A 22,987-nucleotide genomic window follows, 5' to 3' on the forward strand; every position below is an offset into this window, starting at 1 on the left:
CCGCTGCGCTCCGGTCGAGATGACGTGCAGTTGAAGAAGCTCTTGTAGAGGGCAGAGAGCCTCTTCGGGCAGCTACTGTAACGCCGCAGTCAATTTTCCTTTCGCCGCTGCGAGCTTCGCTTCGGCGGCCGCGCGGTCGAGTGAGAGCTTTTGCATGACGATGGCGGTCTTTACCGTTCCGGCCTCAGCGAGCAGCTTTGCCGCGGTGGGCTGGTCGACGCCGGTGGCGGCGGCAATAATCCTCTGGGCGCGATCTACTAGCTTTGCGTTGGTGGTCTGCACGTTGACCATGAGGTTGCCGTAGACGGCCCCGCCGCGGATCATGACTCCGGTGCTCAGCATGTTAAGAACTAATTTTGTGGCCGTCCCAGCTTTGAGGCGAGTGCTACCGGTCAGTACCTCGGGGCCGGTGACCGGCGCGATGGCGATGTCGGCGATGGCGGCCATTTCGGAGTCGGGGACGCAGGTAAGGGAGATCGTCAACGCACCGAGTTTTCGGGCATGGGCGAGCGCGCCGAGAACATAAGGGGTGCGTCCGCTGGCGGCGATGCCGATCAGGGCGTCTTTCCCAGTGAAGGCGCGGGAGACGAGGTCGGCTGCGCCTTGCTCGGGGGAGTCTTCGGATGCCTCGCTGGAGTTGCGCAGTGCACCATCGCCACCGGCGATAATGCCCTGAAAGAGCGTTGCCGGAACGGAGAAGGTGGGTGGGCACTCGGAGGCGTCGAGCACGCCGAGGCGTCCGCTGGTGCCTGCTCCTATATAGAAGAGACGGCCTCCCTGCTCGAAGCGGTCGGCGATGGCATCGACGGCGTTGGCGATGTGTGGAAGCTCGGTTGCGACGGCGGCGGCGACCCGGGCGTCCTCTTCGTTGATGACGCGCAGCATCTCGAGCGTAGGGAGCTGGTCGATGTGCTCGCTGGCGGGGTTACGGGCCTCCGTGGGCAGGGTGGAGAGATTCATGGTGCTTCCATCATGGGGGCTGCACAGCGAATGAGGCAATGATTGAGTTTCGAGGTTGTAGGATGGGTGGTGGCGATTTTGTCTGGAACCTTGTGGTGAACTCGCTAACAATCAGGCTGTCCCATATAATCAAGGCTTCGCTGTCATGTCCTGGCGGAGCGTTATTTCTAGAGCAGTGAGGGTGTGCGTATCTTTACCGTGAATCGAGAGAGCGGAAGCTCCCTGAAAAGTAAGACCAAGCCTGTGTGCACGCGCTCCAGCCGCTCCCGTATTGCCCAAGCCGTGCTCTTTTTCTCCCTTGCCGCCTTGACCGGGCCAGCGCTGATGGCGCAGACCAATGCTGCCACGACTCCCACCGCGGAGCAGGGAGTGCAGACGCTGTGCCAGCCGGAAGTGATCGGCAACCGGCGCATCCCCAAGGAATCGGTTCTGGCCCGGCTGTTCAGCCACCAGAACGACCTTTACGACCCAGCGGTCGTGGAGCGGGACTTCAACTCCCTGTGGAACACGGGGTACTTTGACAATATCCGGATCGAGCGGCAGGATACGCCGAAGTGCGTTCAGCTCATCATCTATGTCAAGGAAAAGCCGACCATCAAGGAGCTTCTCTACAAGGGCCTGAGTTCGGTCTCGCAGTCGGACGTGCTCGAGGCCTTCAAGAAGGCCAAGGTCGGTCTCTCGGTCGAGAGCCAGTATGACCCCACCAAGATCAAGCGGGCCGAGACCGTCATCAAGGAGATGCTGGCCGCGCATGGCCACCAGTTCGCCACCGTCACCGAGACCATCAAGACCATTCCGCCTGCGGGCGTCTCGGTCACCTTCAACGTGAAGGAAGGCCCGACCGTCAAGGTGGGCAAGATCGAGTTCACCGGCAACACCGCCCTGAACGACCGTACCCTGCGCCGGGCGATGAAGAACCTGAAGCCGATCGGGGTACCGCACTCCATCATCCTCGAAAACCTCTTTGCCCGGACCTTCGACGCCACCAAGCTCGACGAAGATACCGAGCGCGTTCGCCAGGCCTATCGCGACCGTGGCTACTTCAAGGCACTGACCTCCGAGCCCACGACCCATATTCGCAACGCGGGCGGGCTCAACCCCTTCACCCTGCGGCCCTCTAAGGGCAAGCGCGTCGACATCCTGATGCCGGTCGAAGAGGGTGAGCGCTACCGTCTGGGCGGCATTACCTTCTCCGGCAACAAGGCGGTGACCAATCTAAAGGTCCTGCGGGCGCAGTTTGTGCAGAAAGACGGCGAATGGTTTGACGCCACCAAGTTCCAGAAGGGCATCGACCAGTTGCGCAAGTCCTACGGCGAGCTGGGATACATCAACATGGTCGGATCGCCGGTCCCGCGTATGGACGAAGCCAAGAAGCTGATCTTCCTGGATATCGAGATCGACGAAGGCAAGCCCTTCTACGTGTCGCGCATCGAGTTCACCGGCAACACCATCACCCGTGACAAGGTCATCCGCCGCGAGCTGCTGCTCGAAGAGGGCCAGGTCTACAACTCCCGACTTTGGGACCTCTCCATCCTGCGCCTGAACCAGTTGAACTACTTCGACACGCTGAAGGCCGATCAGGACTCCGAGAGCCGCCAGAATGCGGATGACGGAACCGTCGATCTGCTGCTGAAGCTCAAAGAGAAGGGCAAGAACTCCATCGGTCTGAACGGCGGCATCAGCGGCCTGTCAGGGACCTTTATCGGGTTGAACTATTCAACCAACAACTTCCTTGGACTGGGCGAGACGCTCTCGGTGCAGGCGAACATCGGCGACCTGTCGCGCAACCTGAGCTTCGGCTTCACCGAGCCTTACCTGCACAACAAGCCGATCTCGCTGGGAGTACAGGTATTCACGCAGAAGTACGATTACAACCCTGCCAAGAGCTATGGCATTTCAAAGGGCCAGTCGGACAATCTGACCAACGCGCAGCAGTCCTTGTTGACGAACTACAACACCGCGACCACCGGCTTGACGGTGACGACGAGCGAACCGCTGCGGCATCTGTGGACGCGCACCGGCGTGACCCGCGTCGGCTTGTCCTACGCGCTGTCGCGGGCATCGGTCTCGACGTTCAACGACAACACGCGCAATGTGTTCCAGTCGCTGGCCTTCCGTTCCGGCGTTCAGGGGCCGAACCAGTTGAATGGCATCGTGACCTCGGTGGTGACGCCGAGCTTCACCTTCTCGAGCCTCGACCGCTCGGTCGGGCCGCATAGCGGCAAGGACTTCAACGTCGATATCTCGGTCGCGGGCATCGGCGGCAACGTCAAGTACTACTCCCCGGCGATGAGCTATCGCCAGTTCTTCCCGATGAAGGGTCTGAAGGTCAACCGCGAAGGCCACAATGTGCTCGGCTACCGCATCCAGTTCGCACATACGTCGGGCTTTGGCGGCGATGTTGCTCCGCCGACGAACCGCATCTATAGCGGCGGCGATCAGGACCTTCGCGGCTTCGACGTCCGCTCGGCCGGGCCGTATACCTTTATTCCCACGCGGGTGATGTTCAACCTGACCAACCCCGACGGCAATCCGGTTCCCATCGATCCGACCAACCCGACGCTGGGGACGATCAAAATCCCGCTGCCGGTGTACCGCATGGTCTCGATCGGCGGCGACACCAGCTTGACTAGCAACCTGGAGTACCGCATCCCGATCATCAGCCAGGTTTCGTTCGCGTTCTTCACCGACTTCAACCTGACCTTCGACGCGCAGGCGAACCAGTTGCGGCAGAGCGTTGCCGGCCAGTCGGTCATCTCCGGAGCGTCATACGGCTGCCCCACGTTCGTCAACGGCTCCTGCTTTGGCGGCCAGTCGGTGGCGTTCCCGGACAGGCTGCATGTGGTCCCGGGCACCAACTTCGTGCCGCGTATGTCGAACGGTGCTTACCTTCAGGTGGTTCTGCCGATTGTGAACGCGCCGTTCCAGATCTACTATGCGTACAATCCGCTGCGCCTCTACAAGACCGTACCGCAGCAGCTTGCGGTGCCGAACTCGGGTGCGGGCAACAAGTTCCAGAGCTTCTTCCCGAACTCGGACGCGGGCTTGTTCACCTACCAGCAGGCGGTGCAGTACTACGGGGCGGACTACCTCCTCCGCGAGCCGCGCAAGACCTTCCGCCTGACGGTCAGCACGAGCTTCTAGGCAAACCGAACACTGAATCGATTGTGAGGCCCGGCGTTTCTGCCGGGCCTTTTCCTTTCTGCCGCCATGTTCGCAGACCCAGACGCTGTGCTGGCCGAAATCCACAATGCAGGCATCTTCCTGTCATCGCAAACTTCTGTTGAAGCAAACGAAGGACAGTTGGTGTTCTACTCTTTCCATAAGGAGAAACACGATGGAACGCAGCGCAAGCGCAGTCTGGCATGGCAGTTTGAAAGAGGGCAAGGGGACCATCTCGACCCAGAGCGGCACCCTGAAGGAGACGCAGTACAGCTTCGCCACCCGGTTCGCCGAGGGCGTCGGAACCAACCCTGAAGAGTTGATCGCGGCGGCCCACGCTGGCTGCTTCAGCATGGCGCTGAGTGCGCAGTTGACCGAAGCCGGTCTCGTTCCCGACTCCATCGAGACGACCGCCCTGCTCACGCTCGACCTGCATGGCGAAGGGCCCACCATCACCAAAATTCACCTGACCACTAAGGCAAAAGTTCCCGGCGCCGACAAGGCGAAGTTCGACGAGCTGGCCAATAAGGCCAAGGCCGGATGCCCGGTCTCGAAGGTGCTGAAGGCGGCGGAGATTACGCTGGACGCGACCCTGGTCTAAGCTGTCAGCCTTGCGCACCGTCAATGCTCGGGTGCCCCATCCTTCGCAGCCTTATCGCGAAGGGTGGGATCGCAGCTCCAACCCTACAAGGTGCGCAGCCATTTCTAAGTTCAAGTTCTGAGACAAGAAAGAGCTCTCCCATGCTTCGTCTTCTGAGCATCGCATTTTTGAGCAGCCTGATGGTTGGCGCGGTTCCCGCAATGGCCCAATCTGTAACCCAGTCTGTGGCTCCGGCCTCACCCGCCGCGGCACATCCCGCGCGTCCCACTCCGCCTACCCGCGATCCACACACGCCGGGCTATGTCACAGCTAAAGAGCTGCCCGACGGCACGAACCCTCCCGCCGACACCGATGGAAACTTCATCATCGGGTCGACCCACAACCCCGCGCCGGAGATGTCGGTGCAGCCGGGCGTGCCGCAGGGAACGGTGTCCGAGTTCGTCATGCAATCGGCGGACAGTAAGCTCTACCCCGGCATCGCGCGTGAGCCTGACACCTTCGGCACGCCTGACCCCGCCGATCCGGCCAAGCTGATCATGACGACCAGCCATCCGGCTGCCTACACGCGCCGCGTGGAGGTCTATGTGCCCAAACAATATGTTCCCGGCACCGCGGCTCCCTTCATCGTCGGGACGGACGGCCCCGACCGCGCGCTCTTCACCGCGCTCGACAACCTGATCGCCGAGCACAAGGTTCCGGTGATGATCGCCATCTCCATCAGCAATGGCAGCGGCGACGCCCAGGGCAGCGAGCGCGGCCTGGAGTACGACACCATGTCGGGCCGGTACGCCGAGTTCGTCGAGAAGGAAGTGCTGCCTCTGGTCGAGACAAAGTTCCACGTGAAACTGACCGCCGATCCGGATGGCCGCGCGACCATGGGCGGAAGCTCCGGCGGCTCCTGCGCCCTCATCATGGCGTGGTATCACCCGGAGTGGTATCACCGCGTACTCACCTACTCGGGCACCTATGTGAACCAGCAATGGCCGCACAATGCCGAGAGCCCGCACGGCGCATGGGAGTTTCATGAGCACCTCATCCCCGACTCTCCCGCGAAGCCGCTGCGCCTCTGGATGGAGGTCGGCGACCGCGACCTCTTCAACCCCAACGTCATGCGCGACAACATGCACGACTGGGTGGTCGCCAATGAGGACATGGCAAAAGTGCTCGCAGCCAAGGGCTATCACTATCAGTTCGTCTTCGCCCGCAACGCAGGCCACACCGACCACGCGGTGAAACAGCAGACGCTGGCCGAGGCGCTCGAATATCTATGGCAGGGCTATCCCATCGCGGGGACAAAGCATTGATGCGAAATACAGGGTCTCTCCACTGCGCCGCGCGATGAAGCCGCATGGCTTCGGTCGAGATGACGTGCTTTTATGCGGTCCGTAACCAAGACAAACTCACGTCATCTCGACCGAAGGCGGCGCTTTTGCCGCCGTAGCGGAGAGACCCCTGTATTTTGTTCTTGTCGTTGCTTGTTCTCAGCTTTAGAGAGGCAGCTTCTCAGTGCGAGTGGCCGTGGTGGTGGTCGTGTGCGCCGACAGCTTCCAGCTCCGGCGGAGCGCTGCAGCCATGCGTGGTCTCGCAGCCCCGGGTCTCAAACTGAATCGTCGTATGGTGGATGTGGAAGCGGTCGCGCAGGGCGCAGTTGATGGCTTCGAGGATGCTGCTGCACTCCGACATCGGCATCTCCGGAATCGTCACATGGCTGGCCAGCGCGCGCGACTGCGAGCCGAGCGACCAGATATGCAGATCGTGGACGTTGACCACTCCCGGAACCGATTGCATGGCCTCGCGCACCGCGCCTAACTGAAGATTGCGCGGCGTGCCTTCGAGCAAAATATTCAGTGTCTCGCGGACGATGCCGACTGAACTCCACAGGATCATGGCGGCGATGATGATCGAGAGCACCGGGTCGATCCACGTCATGCCGGTAAACAGGATCGCCGCGCCGCCGACGATGACCGCGGCGGTCGAGAGCGTATCGCCCAGCATGTGCAGAAAGACACTGCGGATATTGACGTCGCCTGAGAAGCGCCACAGCAGCGTGGCCACCGTACCGTTCATCACTACACCCGCCGCCGCGACATACATCATCAGTCTCGGCTGCACCGCAACCGGCGTGCTGAGGCGGTGGATGGCGGCGATGGCGATCCATGCGGCGAGCACGATCAGCGTGAGCGCATTGACGAAGGCAGCGAGCACACCGGCGCGCTGGTAGCCAAAGGTCTTCTCTTCCGTAGCAGGCCGCGCCTGAAAGTAGACAGCGACAAACGAGAGGACGATGGCCAGCAGGTCGGAGACGTTGTGCCCGGCCTCAGAGATAAGGGCCAGCGAATGAGCGCGGATGCCGAAGACGAAGGTCGCGACGACATAAGCGAGGGTCAGCCCCATGGAAAACTGCAGGACGCGCTGCATCTTGCGGTTAGGGGTGGCGACCATGTGCATGGTTCAAGTGTAATCCTGCCCCGGACGCGGTTCAATGCGCACGAGCAAAACAGGAATCAAGCCATTTCGCGATCCTGCGCGTTGTGGTCATGGGGATGCGGACTAAGTCGGAGGCCGCTCCACGATTCCGAGACGATGATGCTGTTGCCGGGGTTATGCATGTCGTAGCGCACCTGGATGGGCAGGTCGGCGCGAACATCGCGGACATGCTCGGCGAGGCCGCTTACGTCCTGGGCGCACTCGTAGCTGACGCCCGCGATGCGGTAGTTGTAGACGATAATCAGCGGCCCGGAGTTCGAACCAGCTTGCCCATCCTGTTGAACCGGCGCGTCGGTGATGCTGCCGTCGGTGATGCGGCCGATGCTGGCGAGCAGCTCGCGGCGCTCCCGTTCAATCTCTTCCGCACTTCGCCGTGGCCGTCTCAGGGCGTACCAGGCAATGCCGGCGACGGCGGCGGCCCCAATCGCAACGGCGGCGGCGTTGCGCGGAGAACGGAGGTGGAGCGGCAGATGCAATGAAATCAAGGAAAGCACAGAGGGTCTCTGCCCAAAAGCATAGCCTATCGCCGGTGAGCAGACGATGATTCTGTGGCACGAATCGTGTCCGACAATATTCTGCTGCGTCAAAAGGGAACAGTCACTCCTCGCGGCAGGACGCTGCGCGGTTTCGGACTTCGGAGAAAGTAACGGAAAAATGCGGTATCAGCCGCTTTCGCTCCAAAAAGCGACCCCAGTCGTGCCGGGAGGCGGTCGATTTCCAGTAGAATTTGCTTTGGCGCATCCGCGCATGAGGACAAGGTTTATGGCATCGGCGATGGCGAATATCGAGGCACTCAAGGGAACGCACCAGGAATTGAAGACGCGGATGGAGAAGTCGGTCGAGGACTTCCGGGCGAACCTGCTCTCAGCGCGTACCGGGCGGGCGAATGTCCACATGCTCGACCAGATTCGGGTGGACTACTTCGGCACCGAAACCCCGATCGCCCAGATGGGCCAGGTCAGTACCCCGGAGCCGACGCTCATTCTGGTCTCGCCCTACGACATGGGCATGGTCTCGGCCATCGAGAAGGCCATCCGCACCTCGGGGACCGGTCTGAACCCGATGTCTGACGGCAAGGTGATCCGCGTTCCTGTGCCTCCCATGACCGAGGAGCGGCGCAAGGACGTGGTCAAGCAGTTGAACAAGACGCTCGAAGACCACAAGACCGCCATCCGCAGCATCCGGCGCGACGGCAACGACCAGATCAAGAAGGCAGCCAAGGACAAGCTCATCTCCGCCGACGACGAGAAGCGCGCCAACGAAGAGGTGCAGCAGTTGACCGACACCGAGATCAAGCGCATCGAGGAGCTGTTCAAGGCCAAAGAAAAAGAAGTCATGACCATCTGACCATTCGTCGGTATGACTGTCTGAGCTTCCGCAAAGGGCATCCGCATTAAGCATAAGAGGGCCGGGCATCCCGTCCGGCCCTCTCTCATGCGAATTTCCGGCGAAACGACACCGTCTGCGGGCTTCTACGGTTGCCGCTCATGCTCCGCGGAGCAGCTAAACCCCTATCCGCCGAAAGATCGAGCCCGATCTATTTTTCTAAATATGCGAAACTTATGCATAATTTTGACGTCTCTGAATTTGTCATGCCCAAAAACCCTCCCCGATTAAGAGGCCCCCAAGCAATCCTTAGAGCGCTCAGTGGAATAGTGCTTACAGTTTTTACCTTGGTCATCCTGTCCGGATGCGGCTCTGTAAATAATTCCTCAACAGGCTCCGGTTCAGGGACTGGCTCGCAAGGTTCGGGGTCAGACTCGGGGGATGGTTCAGGTTCAACGAGCAGCTCCGATACTGCTCTTACCGTGACACCCTCCATCAGCTCTCTGACCATTTATCCGGGTAGCACGCAAACCTTCAATGTAACGGTAGGAGGGAGCGGCACCGTACCGGTCGCAGTCAGCATTACCGGACTGCCTTCGGGCATTACTGTCACTTCCTCGCCTGCTACGGTGCTGCCCGGAGCTTCGATGACGCTTACGCTCAGCGCCAGCGTCAGCGCCGATGCGGCAGCCTTCCCCTCATCCGGTCCCGCGGATGCTAACTCCGCGAGCGCAAGCACGACCGTAAGCGCCGTTGCCGGAAGTCTGACCGCAACCGCACCTCTCACCGTGGTCGTCAGCCTGTCGAATCCGGCTTTCTCGCCGGCCGCCGGACAGATCAATCTCCCGATCCTCAATATCGATACAGGCAACGTCCCGGTCATCAGTACGTCAACGGATATCAGCGGCACCATCAGCATCACCTCCCCCGATGGCAGCACAAGCTATCTGCCGGGAAGCGGCGATACCGACAACACCGCGACGTTTCATGTGCACGGCAATACCACTGCGGTGATGCCAAAGCTACCCTACGAGATGAAGCTCGGGACCAGCGTCGATCTCCTGAACCTGCTGGGCGTGCAATGTGGGTATGTGACCAGCGGCGGCAAGGCCACCTGTGACAAGAGCAAGACCTACATTTTGTTGGCAAACTACGACGATAAGTCGCTGCTGCACGACTGGGCCGCATCCACTTTGGCCAACACCATTCCCTTTGGCGATGGCTCCAATGGATACCTCAGCGAAGCTGCCGGGTCTCCGAGTCCAAGCGGAACCTCGGCGCTGATGCCGTGGGCCCCGCACTCGATCTTCGTTGAGCTCTTCCTGAACGGACAGTATGAAGGCAACTATCAGTTGATCGAAAAGGTGAACGTCGACAGCCACCGCGTTAATATCCCCGAGTTGACCGAGAGCGATACCTCCGGCGATGTAAGCGGTGGCTATCTGATGGAGATCGACGAGCACAAAGACGAAGCCTATATCTTTACTACACCGCAGGGAGTGCCGATCGGGCTTCAGGATCCGGACTTCACGCCCGACCTGGAGGTCCCGGCCCAGACGCAATACATCAACCAGTATGTTGACACCGCCGAGAATGCCTTATACGGCCCTAATTTCGCCGATCCGACTTTGGGGTGGCGTGCCTACTTTGACGAAGCCTCGCTGGTGAACTTCTACATCGTCAACGACGTGATGGGCAATGTCGATGGCGGAGATTTTTATTCAAGCGTTTATCTTTACAAGACGGCCGACAACCCACTTTTGTATATGGGTCCGATCTGGGACTTCGATATCGCCGCCGGGAATGTCAACTATCAGCCAATCGTAAGCCCGACCGTGCCGTGGATGCAGGCGGCGGCGCCTTGGTACAAACAACTCTTCACCGATCCTGCTTTCGCCGCCGACGCTAAAACGCAGTGGAACACGTTGAAGAGCAACGGCGTCTTTACGAACTGGGTTGCGTCGATCCAGCAGCAAAGTACGGTGCTTTCGCAGTCAGCCCAGAACAACTTCACCCGGTGGCCGATGATCGGAGAGACGGTGTGGCCCAACCCTTCCGCCCAGGCTAACTACGCGGACTCGGTCTCTGCATTCACAGACTGGGTTAATCAGAGGATCGGTTACCTCGACGCGGTTCTCAATGGCGAGACCCAAAGCACGGTGCAGATCGTCAAGGGGCCCGCTACGGCGACCAGAGGCGATTCCGTGACATATACGATGCATGTTCAGGGTGCAGGCGACACTCCGTCCGGCAGTGTCAAGCTACTGCTGGCGGGCCATGTCGTGGGCACTGGCGATCTCGACGGAGCAGGAAACGTAATCATCACTGCAACTGCGCCCATTACCGGCAACCTATATCCTTTGGCTGTCTATGGCGGAGACCGGCACCACGCGATCGCGCAGGCATCCTCGCATGGGTCGGCGGTCGCGAACAACTGAAGCATGTCCTGTGTGAGCGAGAGTCCATCTTCAGCTTGGCGGAGATATCGTAGAGACTGGGTCGGCCTGCGGGGAAGCGCCTTCTGCTGTTGAAGCAGCGGGACGTTTATGAAAAAGCAGTTCGCTTGAACCGAAGAAATGGCTCACGCTGACCGGCTACCGCACTCTTCCGGAGGGCCAAATGCCCCCCAAAAAATGGCATTCCCCGCCACGCGTCCGTCGAATCCGCGAAAAATTAGTCGTAGACGTACCACTTTAGTGGTATTGTGGGTCCACTTTTTTAGGAGGCTCTCTATATGGTTAATAAATACCTGGTTGCCGCCTTTGCTCTTCTAGCAGCAGCTTCCATCCCCGCTCATGCCGACTCGGTCAATCTGCTGGTCGATGACGCATCCGGCGTACTTGGCTATGTGAATGTCGACACCGGGGCTGTTACCCTGCTCGGCAACTCCGGCGTTGGATTGACGGACATCGCCTTCTCGCCAACCGGCTCTCTTTATGGCGTCGATTTTTCAAACCTGTACAGCATCAACACGACCACCGGGCACGCATCCGAAATCGGGTCCCTCGGAGATGTCTCGAATGCCTTGGTCTTCTCTAGTTCGGGAACACTCTATTCAGCGGGGAACAACCTCGACACCGTAGACCCGGCTACCGGACACGCAACCATAATAGGGTCGCTCACCGAAACCTCTGCTGGAGACCTCGCTTTCGTCGGCGGCCAGCTCTATCTGGCGACTTCCTCAAACCAGTTGGCCATCTTGAATGCTGCAACGGGTGCGGAAACAATCGTTGGCAATACAGGCGTGGCCAACCTGTTCGGGTTAGCCAGCCCCGACGGGAAAACTTTGTACGGTGTCGCAGGTACGGATGTCTACCTCATTGATACGTCCACTGGGGCAGCCACCTTCCTGACCAACTATGGAGGCCATGGCCTTGGGCAGGCCAATGGGGAATCATTTTTGTCCGAAGCCCAAACTCCTCCTCCGTCAGCAGTAACTCCGGAGCCATCCACATGGGTGCTTCTCGCTTCAGGCTTGTTATTTTTGGTGATGATCGCAAGATCGAACACCGTAACAAAAATGACTACCAAAACTGTTAGTTAGGAGACGAGACCAGCGGCTTCTCTATAGCGATGCCTAGACTCCCTGATACACCAGCCGCGTAAACATCTCCGGACTGACGAAGCCGGTGTGCCACTTGGCATCGAACGATGCAGTAGGCTTGGCAGCGACGGCCTCGTCGATGGTGCGGCCCTGCTTCTTCAGTGTCGCTATCTTGTCGCGAAGGGCGATGAGCATGTCATGCGACTCCGAGAGCTGGTCCTTGTTGCCGATGTGGCCGTGGCCGGGGATAAGGATCGTAGAGTCGGTGCCCACGGCGAGGTTGCGTTCGGTGGCGCGAATCATGCCGTCGATGTGGCCTCCGGTCGAGTAGTCGATGAACGGATACGCCCCGCTGAACCAGGTATCGCCCGTGTGCAGAATGTCGGCGTCGGCAAACAGGACGGAGATGTCGGTGTCGGTATGTGCCGGGTCGTAGTGGCTGAGGATGATCGCCTTGCCGTTGATCTTCATGTTGTCGTCCTTGATGAAGGTCTTGGTGGGCAGCGCGCCGATGGGCGCAGGCGGAAAGTGCGCGTTGAAGATCTCGATGAACTGCGGCGTGCTCAGGCGCTGGCGAGTCTTGTCATGCGCGACGATGATCGCTCCCGCTGCGTGGACCCACTCGTTGCCGTCGGTGTGGTCGTAGTGCCAGTGCGTGTTGATGAGCCCCTCGATGGGATCGGGGCTGATGGCCTTCAGCGCAGCCGTGATCTGCGGGCGCGATGTCGAGATTCCGGCATCGACCAGCAGCTTGCCCTCCGGCCCCGGCAGAACCGCGATGTTGCCCCCCGAGCCCATCAGCACGCTGATGCCGCCGCGCAGCTTCTGCGTCGTGATCTTTGCGGTGGCCGCGTCCACGCGCGCCTGCGTGACCACAATCGGCTCGGCCTGATCCTGCTGCGCGAACAGAGAGCGGGGAGCGAGCCATGCGCCGGTGGCCGCGGCGGCGGTAGTGCCAAGAAAGCGGCGGCGCGAGAGATGATTGGTCGGATGGATGGTCATTGGGCCTCGTGAAGTCAGATTGCCTGGATGGAAAAAGGAGCCGGTTGACTCGTGTAGTTGATGGCGATTCTACCAAGTCATGCAGGCAGCACGATATACTTTGCGGTCTATGAAGAATTCGATCTTGTTGCGTACTGTAGTGGGCGGAGTCTGCGTCAGCTTGTTTTCCGGTGCCGGTCTGGCCCAGAACCGTCCCGGCGCTCCAGGCCACGCCGCGTTGATCGTAGTCAATCAGGGCGAAGCCAACGTCAGCATCGTCAATCCGGCTACCGGCTCGCAACTAGGCACCGTCGCCGAGAACACCCCCGGCATCCACGGCCACGAGGCAGCCACCTCACCCGATGGCCGGCTGGCCTATGTCCCCATCTACGGCAGCACCGGCGTCGGCAAGCCCGGGCTGAACGGCCGCTCCATGCTGGTCATCGACATCGCCAGCCGCAAGATCGTCAACAAGCTCGACTTCGGTCACGAGGTCAGGCCGCACTGCGCCGTCTACGATCCCAACACCGGCATGCTCTACGTCACCACTGAGCTCGACAAAGCCGTCACCGTCATCGACCCCAACACGCTCAAGATCGTCGGCAAAGTTCCCACCGGGCAGGAGCAGTCGCACATGCTGGCGCTGTCGAGCGACGGCAGCCGCGGCTACACCGCCAACGTCGGCCCCGGAACTGTCTCCGTGCTCGACATGAAGGCACGCAAGACGCTGGCCATTATCCCTATCTCGAAAGATACGCAGCGTATCTCGGTCTCGCGGGACGACTCCATGGTGTTCACCGCCGATCAGACGCAGCCCCGGCTAGCAGTCATCGACACGGCGTCCAATAAGGTTAAAAGCTGGATCACACTTCCCGCAGTCGGCTACGGAACTGCCTCCACGATGGACGGACGCTGGCTACTGGTAGCGATACCTTCAGCGAACAAGGTAGCTGTCGTCGATCTCAAGAGCATGAAGGTCGCTAAAACCATCGACGTGCCCAGCGCGCCGCAGGAGATCCTGATGCGCCCCGATGGCAAGGTCGCCTACGTCTCCTGCAATACGACTGGCCGCGTCGCCGCGATCGATCTGGTCGGCTGGAAGGTCGCGGACATCATCGCCACCGGCAAGGGCGCAGATGGGCTGGCGTGGGCTAAATAAGCTTAGAAGCTGTCTGAAATACTCAGGGCGGCAGTGTTGTCACTGCCCGCTCAGTTGTTTCCGTCGGGCTTCCAAACTGGCGCACCTCGACCGGCGCCCGACAGGCGACGACAGCCTTGCGTCCCCACGCCAGTGCCTCATCTAGATCAGCGGCTTCCAGCACCCAGAAACCGCCTATGTGCTCCTTGGTCTCCGTGTATGGCCCGTCGGTGACGAGCACCTTACCATTGGGCTGTGCTCGCAGCGACGTCGCGTTGCTGGCTGAGGAAAGGCCGCCAACGAAAACCCTGATACCCGCAGCCACCATCTCATCGTTGAGCTCGTCGATATCGCGGGACATCGCTTCGGTCTCGACGGATGGGTCGTAGTTGTCGGGATGGTAAATAGCAACCAAATACTGTGCCATGATTTTTCTCCTGTAACGGTCTTGGGATAGGCCGGTTGACCTGCCTTCGCTATATCGTCGAACGACCGGGCCCGAATTCGACAAATCGTCCAGGAAATTTTGCTTCTTCCGCGCTTTAGGTGGTGTGGTCGAGAACGATCTTCCACCCCTTGTCCGTCTTTTCCAGCACAACGCTGAAGACTCCTTCCGCGTTGCCGCCATCTTTCTTCCCGCGCTCCAGATGATACTTGCCCACCACGATCGCAAAGTTGGCATCGAGCGTCTTCGCCTCCAGCTCTGAGAAGGTGAGCGTGCCCATGGCTGCCTTGGTCGGGTAGTCGTGCTTGTACTCCTCCACCAGACCGGCAAAGCCATGCGAGATCTGGTGCGTCACCATCAACGTGTCGGGCGCGTCTTTGTAGGTCTGCACGAAGGCGTCGATATCACCATGGTTCCACGCCGCCTGCTGGGTCAGCAGTACTTTGACGACATCAAGCTGCTCCCGCGATGCGGTGGTAAGCGCCTGCAAATCTTGCGAGTGAGCGGCAGGCACCGCAAATAGCGCGGCGGCAACAAGAGCAAGGACAGCAACACGAGAGCGCGGCATAAGAGCACCTCAAAATTGTTACGGCCAATGTAGCAAATCCGGATTAAAGAAAAATCAGCCAATTGTCTTTTCTTTGAATTCAGCCGCAATCAGCGGTTGTCCTGCTCGCTTGTCTTCGTCCCTGCAGTAGGGACGATCCAGATCACAGTAACCAGCGCGATATCGGCCAGCGCCAGTGAAGGATGGTAGTAGGCCAGCGGCATCGCCAACCCATAGAAACCAAGGCTAAGCAGATGTTTGCGTTGAATGGCAGCGTCCAGCGGGTGAAAGGTGCCAGCCACGCGCATTCTGCGCTCGATGGCCAGCCGCAGCAGCAGAAAGCTGAACCCGGTCACCACCATCGACGCGGCATACAGCGCAATCGAAAACGAGTCGCTCTCCTTCTCCAGCACATACGACGTAAAGAACGGCAGCAGCGACAGGCAGAACAGGAAGCCGAGATTGGCGTAGAGCACGCGCTGGTCCGCCTGCTCGATGCGCTGCACAAGATGGTGATGATTGATCCAGTAGATCGCCGTAAAGCTGAATGAGATGAAGTAGACCACCAGCGTCGGCACGACAGAGAGCAGACCGGCAACGCCGCGCTGCGCCGGAACCTTCAGCTCCAGCACCATGATGGTGATGATGACCGCGATGACGCCATCGGAGAAGGCTTCGAGCCGAGATGTGGAAGAGAGTTGATCGTCCATAGCCGATGCAGCCTTTTATCCGCTCCCTAAAATCTCTGTCAAGCCCTCATAAATCGAAAGCATTCCGTAAATATAACTATATAAACAGGTTGCAGAAGAAAATAAATCCAGCAAACCTGCAAATTAGTTTCCCGCGATTCATTACAATTAAGGCATAAGAACAGCAGAAGAAAGAGTTCTAAAGAGCGGGGCAGGTAACGCCTGCCTAACTCGTTTCAATGCAATATTTTAGTTGTAACTTATTTGGATGCAATATTTTGCGCGGATATATCTGCTTATACTATTGCAACCATTGAGCTTATGGGCAAGGTACCCCCGGGGGGTGCCCCCTCTCAAAAACAGTCCTGCGGAGTCGTAAAATAGTCAGGATTGTCGAAAACAAAGGATGACACGGGCAGATGAGTATTGAAGCACAGACAGTATTGGCAGGACAGGTAGTTGCGGCGGCGCAGGCTGCCGGTCTGGTGGTAGTGTCGAGCGCCGAGGGCAAGGACTTCACCGGCGGTTCCACGACACGGTTTACGCTCGGCCTCGCCTCCGACAAATCGAAGACGCAGGTCCTCGAGCTAAGCTCTGCGTTCGACTTCAGCGGAACGGAATTGGCAGGCGTCGTAAAGGAATATCTCGCGGAGACGGCGAAGCGTCTCAAGAGCGCGCGCCCGGACTGTTATCTCACCCTTGGCGGTCTGCCGTTGAGCTTCAGCAAGTTTGCGTGGCCCTTCCACGAGTCAACCTCCGGTGCGGACACCTCGCTGGTGCACGGCGAGATCTGGCTGGAAGATGGAAACGAGCACCTACTGCACTCCAAGGTCGCCGCCTCCATGACCGTCACCTTCCGCGAGGTCGTCGCCGCCCCCGAGCAGCCCTTCGCCGAGAGTTTCATCTACAACGCCGTGCGCAAGACCATGGACCAGGGCCAGTTGGAGCTGGTCAAGAGCGGCAACCGCCAGCCGGTGCCGGTCACGACGCGCTACTACAACGCCAGGCGCAAGCAGTTCATCTTCAACGACACCACGGAGACACAGCAGAAGGATTTTCTTGCCGCCAAGGCCTACTGGATCTCGGGCGTGCTCGGCGGCGGAGCGCCGGTGTGGCTCATCGATCCGCGGGATGCGCAGTATCTGGATACGACATTGGACGAGTTGAAGAAGGTAGCGAAGGCGCTGGCCACGGAAGGGTTCATCCAGTTGGCGGCGGATGGCGAATACGCCACGCCCACCGCGACCCTGATGGCCCGCCATGAACAGTATGCCAGGGAACAGGCGGACGCAATCGCCTTCACCAAGCCAACTTTTAACGAAGACATGCGCGGCGGCCACACCAATATGTAACTGTCACAGAACTGCATTGCGCCAAAAAGCCCGCATGGCCGCCATGCGGGCTTGCTTATGAGAGATTAGCCGAAGGCGCAGCCCCCGACTTACGTCATCTCGACCGAAGCGCAGCGAAGTGGAGAGACCCCTGTATTTCGCTTTTGCTCTTGTATGGCCGGCAAGTTGAACATTCAGGCAGTTGCCTGTGGAGCGACAGAGCTTCCGCAGTGCGGACAGAAGGCCGCATCCGGTTCCGTCGCAATTCCGCAGGCGGCGCAACGCGAAGTAGCTGCGTTGTGGACCACAGGAATGCTGAGGATGTGGCCGGCAATGTAGGTAGCCTGCGTCGCGTTGTAGTCGCGCACTCGCCCCGGCATCAGGAAGCACTCGATGAAGCCGAGGATCGCGGTGATGCCTGTCCAGAAGAACAAGAGATAGAGCACCCCAAGTCCATTACGGCGAAGATAGAAGTGATGGAGCCCGAAGCATCCGAGGAAGAGCGCAAGCAGAACGCCGACGGCCTCGTCCTTGCGCGCTTGTTCGTACTCTGCATAGAACCACGCGCGTTGCTGCGGGTTCATGTTGGTGGTGTAGATCGAGTCGGTGATCAGCATGGCTGCATTTCTCCAAAACTTAGAGAGAATACGCGCAGATCGCTGTTGCGGTTCCATTGCCATCTTCGCGCGACACTGGAACCGCGTCTAACTTAGCGGCGATTCATCCCCAGCAGGCTGAGGAAGAAGCTGCCGAAGATGGCCTCGATCCCGAGCATGAAGCACGTAGCAGAGGGAAGCGTAAGCCGAAGCATCGATTGGGGCGAGAGGTCGCCGAATCCGCTGGCATGCCAGATATGCAGGGCATAGCCGAGAATGACAGCGCCTGCCAGCAGCAGCACGCAGCCCACGATGAGGCCGACTTCAAGATTGATGACCTTGAAGACGCGCTCGAACTTCGGATTCGGCGGCAGAAAACCCTCCTGCGTGCCGAAGACTTTGGCGCTGACCGCAAAGACAGAGATATGCGCTCCGATGAGCACAAGTCCGAGAGCGTAGGTTAGAGTATCCACGTCGAACGTCCAGCGCCCGATGGTCTGCGGTCCTGCAAGCAGAAACAACGAGATCACCAGGCCGACGATAAATGTGATGACGCCGGGATAGAAGAAGAGCCAGCGCGGACTGTAGAGCAGAAGAAAGCGCAGGTGACGCCAACCATCGCGCCAGGTACGAAGGTGCGGCGCGCGGGTGCGTCCATCGGGCGAAAGCGTCGTCGGCACCTCGGCCAGGCGAAGATTGGCGAGACTGGATCGAACCACCATCTCGCTGGCGAACTCCATCCCGGTGGTTTGCAGCCCAAGGCCCAGGATTGCATCGCGGCGCAAGGCACGGATGCCGCAGTGGAAGTCGCGGACGGGAATGCCGAAGAAGAGACGACCGATGAAGCTGAGAACAGGGTTGCCAAGATATTTATGCAGCGGAGGCATCGCTCCCGGCTTGATCTCGCCGCTGAAGCGATTGCCCATCACAAGGTCGTTGCCTTCTTCGAGCTTCGCGAGAAAGCGTGGCAGGTGGCCGAAGTCGTAACTCGCATCGGCATCCGCCATAAGCACGTACTTGCCGCGTGCGTTTTCGATGCCAGTCATCAACGCCGCTCCATAGCCGCGCACAGGAACGGCAACGACGCGCGCGCCCTCATCGACGGCGATCTGCTGCGAGCCGTCGGTGCTGCCGTTGTCGGCAATGAGCACCTCTCCGGCTACGTTGTTATCGCGCAAAGCCGCAACGGCCTGCCGCACGCAGAACGCAAGGGTCTCCGCTTCGTTGAGGCAGGGCATAAGAATGGTGACGGTGAGGTCGCTCATGTTTTGAATGCTATCAAATGAATTTGTTTGCATAGTTACTTTCGTCATGGCTGAGTGGCCTGCCCGGAGGTTTCGGACGGCAAATTAAGGGGAAGTTCATAGAGGTGCGAGTCGCCTAGTTCATGCCAGCCCGCCGACGCCGGGGTCGTTCCGGTCATGAGGCCCGGCTTGAAGTAGCCAACCATTACCTTTGCCCCTTGCTGGCGAACGACATCAATGGCCTGTTCGCGGTTCGGCATATTGGCAAGCGAAGAGTACAGCGGAGTGTCGATATAGATCTCGGTGAGGATGCGGACGCCCGTCAGTCTCGCCCAATAGTGATCGTAGACGCAGGCCCGTATTCCGATGCAGGCGATGATGTCTCCGGGACCTACTCCAAGTGCGTTAAGCGCATGGGCTGCCTCGAAGGTGTCGGCGTCATACCATCCTCCGGGAGAGGGGGCGATCGAGAGTTGACGGCGCATCTCGGCGATCGTCCGTGTAGACTCTCCCACGGCGAGCAGGGCCAGCAAAAGCACAAGCGCCGACGCTGCGAAGGTGTGAGAGCTGTTCGGCGTGGCCCGTTGGTGCGTGCCCGGCAGGTTGTGCAGCGCCGCGAAGAGCGGCAGCATGATGGCGAGATAGCCTATCGTGACATAGCGTTCTTCGATGTTCACCATGCCGTAGATAGCGAAGATGCCAACCCCGAGAAGCAGCGGCGCAAGCCAGAATGCGTTGGTGGAAGGTCGCCAGCCCAGACTCAGGCGCGCTCCCAGCAGGAGGATGACTGCTAACAGAAGCCATCCCTCCGGATGATTGATCAGATAGCGGACCAGGAGCACAAAGTCTCGCGAAACCGCATGGACCTCGCCGCGAAGGTTGGTGTGGGTTTTGATCTGATCATTCCAGAAACCGGGGTTGAACCAATCCGGATAGGTGCCATAGGGTAGCTGTTTGTAGCTCACAACCAGCGGCGACTGCATCAGCACTTTGTTGGGATGCTTGAGATGGACTTCGGACGTGCCAAAGAGGTTGGTTTCGTCGTTCTGCAGGTGCATCTTCTCGGTTCCGCCAACCATCCAGGCGTAGTTGAGCGTGCCGGAATCGCTGAAGTCCAGACGGCCTTTCTGATGCGAGAGCGCAGCGATATAAGGGCCAGCAACGATAGCAAAACACGCAGCAGCCAGAAGCGCAGCCGCAGCGATGCGCGCCGGTGCATGTTTCTGCCAGATCCAGCGGAAGGAGATGAGCGCAAGGATGCAGAGGAGCGTGAAGACGAAGGCGAAGGACTTGGTGAGGTACGCGAAGCCGAGAGCTACGCCCATCAGTGCGGCATAGCGCAGGTGGGCCGTGGACAGATGGTTCATCAGGGCCGCGAGAGCGAACAGCAGGCAGGCCTGTAGCAGAGCGTCGGGACGTACCTTGCCCATGCTCAGTTCACGCTGGCTGGCGATTACGAGCAGGGCGATGCCAAGATAGCGAAGCGTGTAGCGGTCCAGCAGAAAGCGCGCGGCTTCGCCAGCTTCGGTGGCGGCAGCTCGAACGTCACGAAACTGGATGATGGAGTCCGTGAAGGCGACGATGGCGAGCATCTCCAGAAGAAAGATGCCGAAGTTGACCATGTAATAGGCATGGAGTTCGGTGAAGCGCGTCGCATGAAAGAGGACGTGGCCAACAGAGAGCGCAGCCGGATAGAGCGGGTTCCAATAACCGTTGATGACACCGGCCCAGTGGTGAGAACGCATCAGGTCGCCGATGTCCATGTAGGCGACCGCATCGCCGTCGATCTGATAGGGGTCCCAAAGCGCGTAGCCGAAGGTGACCAGGGCCGCAAGCACACAGTATGCGGGCCAGAGACGGCGCATCCAGGATTGAAGCGGGGTAGATTCCGGGGAGGTATCTTTCATCGCGGTGGGTTCGTCCTTCTAGGGCGTTTTCATCATCATCGCAGAGATAAAGATTGAATCGGTATGAAATTAGCTGAGCAATAAGATGCTCGTTAAGCTGGGGAAAGCTGCGTAGCTTTGAGAAACAGCCAGCCCTCCGGGTGTGGAGGGCTGGCGATAAAGCAGTTGCGTTATTGCAGGCTAGATGTCCTTGACGCCGTCGACGAAGGCCTTCAGCTTGCGGCTGCGGCTGGGGTGACGGAGCTTGCGTAACGCCTTGGCTTCTATCTGGCGAATGCGCTCGCGTGTGACCTGGAAGGACTGGCCGACCTCTTCGAGGGTGTGCTCGGAGCCGTCTTCGAGGCCGAAGCGCATCTTGATGACGCGCTCTTCACGCGGCGTCAGGGTACGCAGCACCTGCGAGGTGTACTCCTTCAGGTTGACCGAGATGACAGCGTCGGATGGCGAGACAGCCATGCGGTCTTCGATGAAGTCGCCAAGGTGCGAATCTTCCTCTTCGCCGATGGGCGTTTCGAGCGAGATAGGCTCCTGCGCGATCTTGAGCACCTTGCGGACCTTCGCAACCGGGATGTCCATGCGGCGGGCAATCTCTTCTGAAGACGCTTCACGGCCAAGCTCCTGCACCAGTTGGCGCGAGGTGCGGATGAGCTTGTTGATGGTCTCGATCATGTGGACCGGGATACGAATCGTCCGGGCCTGATCGGCGATGGCGCGGGTGATGGCCTGACGAATCCACCACGTCGCGTAGGTCGAGAATTTGTAACCGCGACGGTACTCAAATTTGTCGACGGCCTTCATCAGGCCGATGTTGCCTTCCTGAATCAGGTCGAGGAACTGAAGTCCGCGGTTGGTGTACTTCTTGGCGATGGAGACGACGAGGCGAAGGTTGGCCTCGATGAGCTCGCGCTTGGCGCGCTCGGCGTCCATGTCGCCCTGAATCATCTCGCGCTGCGTGCGCTTGAGGTCGGCGATCAAGATGCCGGCGTCCTGCTCGACGCGCTCAAGATCGATGCGGCAGTTCTTCTGCTGGCGCTTGTACTCCTTGCGCAGCTCTTCGGACTTCGATGCCTCGTGCTTGGTATCGAGGGTCTTGATCTGGCGCTCGAGCGTGCGCATGGCATCGACGGTCTTGTTGACCTTGTCGAGCAGGCGCTTCTTCTCGCCGTTGGTGTACTTCAACTCGCGGACGATGCGGTTGATGTAGACGTGCTCGCGGCCAATCAGCCAGCGGGTCTTGCGCGCGTCCTTCGCCTTGGCCTTGGAGTCTTTGCCGACGGGCGCAGCAAGCTTTTCGTCAAGCGCGTGAATCTTCTTCTGGTGCTTGGTGATGACGTCGATGCGGCCGGCAGTGGCGCGAACGCGTGCGGCAAGAATCTCTTCGGTCAACTCTTCTTCGTCGAAGGTGACGACTTCCTTGATGTTGCGGACGCCGCGCTTGAGGTCTTCGCCGAGGCCGACGATCTCGCGGATGACGATGGGCGAGCGCGAGATGGCCTTCATGACGCGAAGCTGGCCGCGTTCGATGCGCTTGGCGATTTCGACTTCGCCCTCGCGGGTCAGCAGCGGAACGGTGCCCATCTCGCGCAGATACATGCGGACGGGGTCGTTGGTCTTCTCGAGCGTGCCAGGAGTCAGGTCAAGCTCGACGTCGTCGGACTCTTCACCGGCTTCGGGCTCATATTTATCGCGGTCGCTGCCGAACTTCGACTCGCCGGAGAGCACATCAATGCCCTGGGTATTAATGGTGGTGAGAAGATCGTCGAGGTCGTCGGGTGTGGTGATATCACCAGGCAAAAGGTCGTTGACCTCGCCATAGGTGAGGTAACCCTTTTCCTTACCTGTATCGATCATCTTGTCTATGTCTTCTTCGTACTTATCAAGTTCTTCGGCCACGGCTATGCGCACTCCTGCGAGAAATTCTGTAGATTGGGATGCCGCCGGTATACCTCATGGCGTTCAGACGGACTAATCCCTTGGTTGTGACTGGTGGGCAGGGAGTTGGTTGCGGTTTAGACCGCGTTGGCAAGCC

Annotated in this window: 19 protein-coding genes; 8 read left to right on the plus strand and 11 right to left on the minus strand. The window is 59.5% G+C overall.

What is annotated here, in order from left to right; genetic code table 11:
- Positions 1-72: 72 nt before the first annotated feature.
- Complete coding sequence (gene murQ, locus GSQ81_RS15750) at positions 73-960, minus strand: N-acetylmuramic acid 6-phosphate etherase (protein ID WP_158911616.1); 888 nt, start codon at positions 958-960, stop codon at positions 73-75.
- A 183-nt stretch (positions 961-1,143) separates the two neighbouring features.
- Between murQ and bamA the strand changes: the two genes are divergently transcribed.
- The 3 genes from bamA to GSQ81_RS15765 all read left to right on the plus strand — a co-directional run bounded on the left by bamA (position 1,144) and on the right by GSQ81_RS15765 (position 6,027).
- A complete protein-coding gene (gene bamA, locus GSQ81_RS15755) occupies positions 1,144-4,104 on the plus strand; it encodes an outer membrane protein assembly factor BamA (protein ID WP_158911617.1) in 2,961 nt (986 codons plus the stop codon).
- Between the two features lie 193 nt (positions 4,105-4,297).
- Positions 4,298-4,723, plus strand: coding sequence for an OsmC family protein (locus tag GSQ81_RS15760; RefSeq protein ID WP_158911618.1), 426 nt, complete (start codon positions 4,298-4,300; stop codon positions 4,721-4,723).
- Positions 4,724-4,863: 140 nt separating this feature from the next.
- Entirely contained in the window at positions 4,864-6,027 is a 1,164-nt protein-coding gene (locus GSQ81_RS15765) for an esterase family protein (protein WP_158911619.1), read from the plus strand.
- A 199-nt stretch (positions 6,028-6,226) separates the two neighbouring features.
- Here GSQ81_RS15765 and GSQ81_RS15770 read toward each other — a convergent pair whose 3' ends face one another.
- Together GSQ81_RS15770 and GSQ81_RS15775 are read right to left on the minus strand one after the other, a co-directional pair.
- The gene (locus GSQ81_RS15770; protein ID WP_158911620.1) at positions 6,227-7,171 is read right to left on the minus strand and encodes a cation diffusion facilitator family transporter; all 945 of its coding nucleotides are present in this window, start codon (positions 7,169-7,171) and stop codon (positions 6,227-6,229) included.
- Positions 7,172-7,227: 56 nt separating this feature from the next.
- Positions 7,228-7,704 (minus strand): hypothetical protein, encoded by a 477-nt coding sequence (locus tag GSQ81_RS15775; RefSeq protein ID WP_158911621.1) that lies wholly within the window; start codon positions 7,702-7,704, stop codon positions 7,228-7,230.
- Between the two features lie 268 nt (positions 7,705-7,972).
- Between GSQ81_RS15775 and frr the strand changes: the two genes are divergently transcribed.
- The 3 genes from frr to GSQ81_RS15790 all read left to right on the plus strand — a co-directional run bounded on the left by frr (position 7,973) and on the right by GSQ81_RS15790 (position 12,080).
- Positions 7,973-8,557, plus strand: a complete 585-nt coding sequence (frr, locus tag GSQ81_RS15780) for a ribosome recycling factor (protein WP_158911622.1) — start codon at positions 7,973-7,975, stop codon at positions 8,555-8,557.
- A gap of 461 nt (positions 8,558-9,018) precedes the next feature.
- Positions 9,019-10,974: a CotH kinase family protein gene (locus GSQ81_RS15785; RefSeq protein ID WP_158911623.1), complete on the plus strand. Its 1,956-nt coding sequence runs from the start codon at positions 9,019-9,021 to the stop codon at positions 10,972-10,974.
- Between the two features lie 296 nt (positions 10,975-11,270).
- Positions 11,271-12,080 carry a hypothetical protein gene (locus tag GSQ81_RS15790; RefSeq protein ID WP_158911624.1) on the plus strand — a complete coding sequence of 270 codons (810 nt, stop codon included), beginning with the start codon at positions 11,271-11,273 and terminating at the stop codon, positions 12,078-12,080.
- Between the two features lie 33 nt (positions 12,081-12,113).
- On the opposite strand, the gene GSQ81_RS15795 is transcribed toward GSQ81_RS15790, so the two are convergent.
- On the minus strand, positions 12,114-13,082 hold the full coding sequence (locus tag GSQ81_RS15795; protein WP_158911625.1) for an MBL fold metallo-hydrolase: 969 nt from the start codon (positions 13,080-13,082) through the stop codon (positions 12,114-12,116).
- Positions 13,083-13,191: 109 nt separating this feature from the next.
- Here GSQ81_RS15795 and GSQ81_RS15800 point away from each other — a divergent pair, with 109 nt between their 5' ends.
- Entirely contained in the window at positions 13,192-14,220 is a 1,029-nt protein-coding gene (locus tag GSQ81_RS15800; protein WP_158911626.1) for a beta-propeller fold lactonase family protein, read from the plus strand.
- Positions 14,221-14,242: 22 nt separating this feature from the next.
- On the opposite strand, the gene GSQ81_RS15805 is transcribed toward GSQ81_RS15800, so the two are convergent.
- From GSQ81_RS15805 to GSQ81_RS15815, 3 genes are all read right to left on the minus strand, one after another.
- A complete protein-coding gene (locus GSQ81_RS15805) occupies positions 14,243-14,626 on the minus strand; it encodes a YciI family protein (RefSeq protein WP_158911627.1) in 384 nt (127 codons plus the stop codon).
- Positions 14,627-14,741: 115 nt separating this feature from the next.
- Complete coding sequence (locus GSQ81_RS15810; protein ID WP_158911628.1) at positions 14,742-15,212, minus strand: DUF4440 domain-containing protein; 471 nt, start codon at positions 15,210-15,212, stop codon at positions 14,742-14,744.
- Positions 15,213-15,301: 89 nt separating this feature from the next.
- On the minus strand, positions 15,302-15,901 hold the full coding sequence (locus GSQ81_RS15815) for a TMEM175 family protein (RefSeq protein WP_158911629.1): 600 nt from the start codon (positions 15,899-15,901) through the stop codon (positions 15,302-15,304).
- Between the two features lie 398 nt (positions 15,902-16,299).
- Between GSQ81_RS15815 and GSQ81_RS15820 the strand changes: the two genes are divergently transcribed.
- Positions 16,300-17,232 (plus strand): hypothetical protein, encoded by a 933-nt coding sequence (locus GSQ81_RS15820; protein ID WP_158911630.1) that lies wholly within the window; start codon positions 16,300-16,302, stop codon positions 17,230-17,232.
- Positions 17,233-17,405: 173 nt separating this feature from the next.
- On the opposite strand, the gene GSQ81_RS15825 is transcribed toward GSQ81_RS15820, so the two are convergent.
- From GSQ81_RS15825 to rpoD, 4 genes are all read right to left on the minus strand, one after another.
- The gene (locus tag GSQ81_RS15825; protein WP_216846451.1) at positions 17,406-17,828 is read right to left on the minus strand and encodes an NINE protein; all 423 of its coding nucleotides are present in this window, start codon (positions 17,826-17,828) and stop codon (positions 17,406-17,408) included.
- A gap of 92 nt (positions 17,829-17,920) precedes the next feature.
- The gene (locus GSQ81_RS15830; RefSeq protein ID WP_158911631.1) at positions 17,921-19,072 is read right to left on the minus strand and encodes a glycosyltransferase family 2 protein; all 1,152 of its coding nucleotides are present in this window, start codon (positions 19,070-19,072) and stop codon (positions 17,921-17,923) included.
- A gap of 44 nt (positions 19,073-19,116) precedes the next feature.
- Complete coding sequence (locus tag GSQ81_RS15835) at positions 19,117-20,958, minus strand: hypothetical protein (RefSeq protein ID WP_158911632.1); 1,842 nt, start codon at positions 20,956-20,958, stop codon at positions 19,117-19,119.
- A gap of 180 nt (positions 20,959-21,138) precedes the next feature.
- A complete protein-coding gene (gene rpoD, locus GSQ81_RS15840) occupies positions 21,139-22,851 on the minus strand; it encodes an RNA polymerase sigma factor RpoD (protein WP_158911633.1) in 1,713 nt (570 codons plus the stop codon).
- Between the last annotated feature and the right edge of the window lie 136 nt (positions 22,852-22,987).

It is taken from the genome of Granulicella sp. L56 (assembly GCF_009765835.1).
Taxonomy (GTDB): Bacteria; Acidobacteriota; Terriglobia; order Terriglobales; family Acidobacteriaceae; genus Edaphobacter.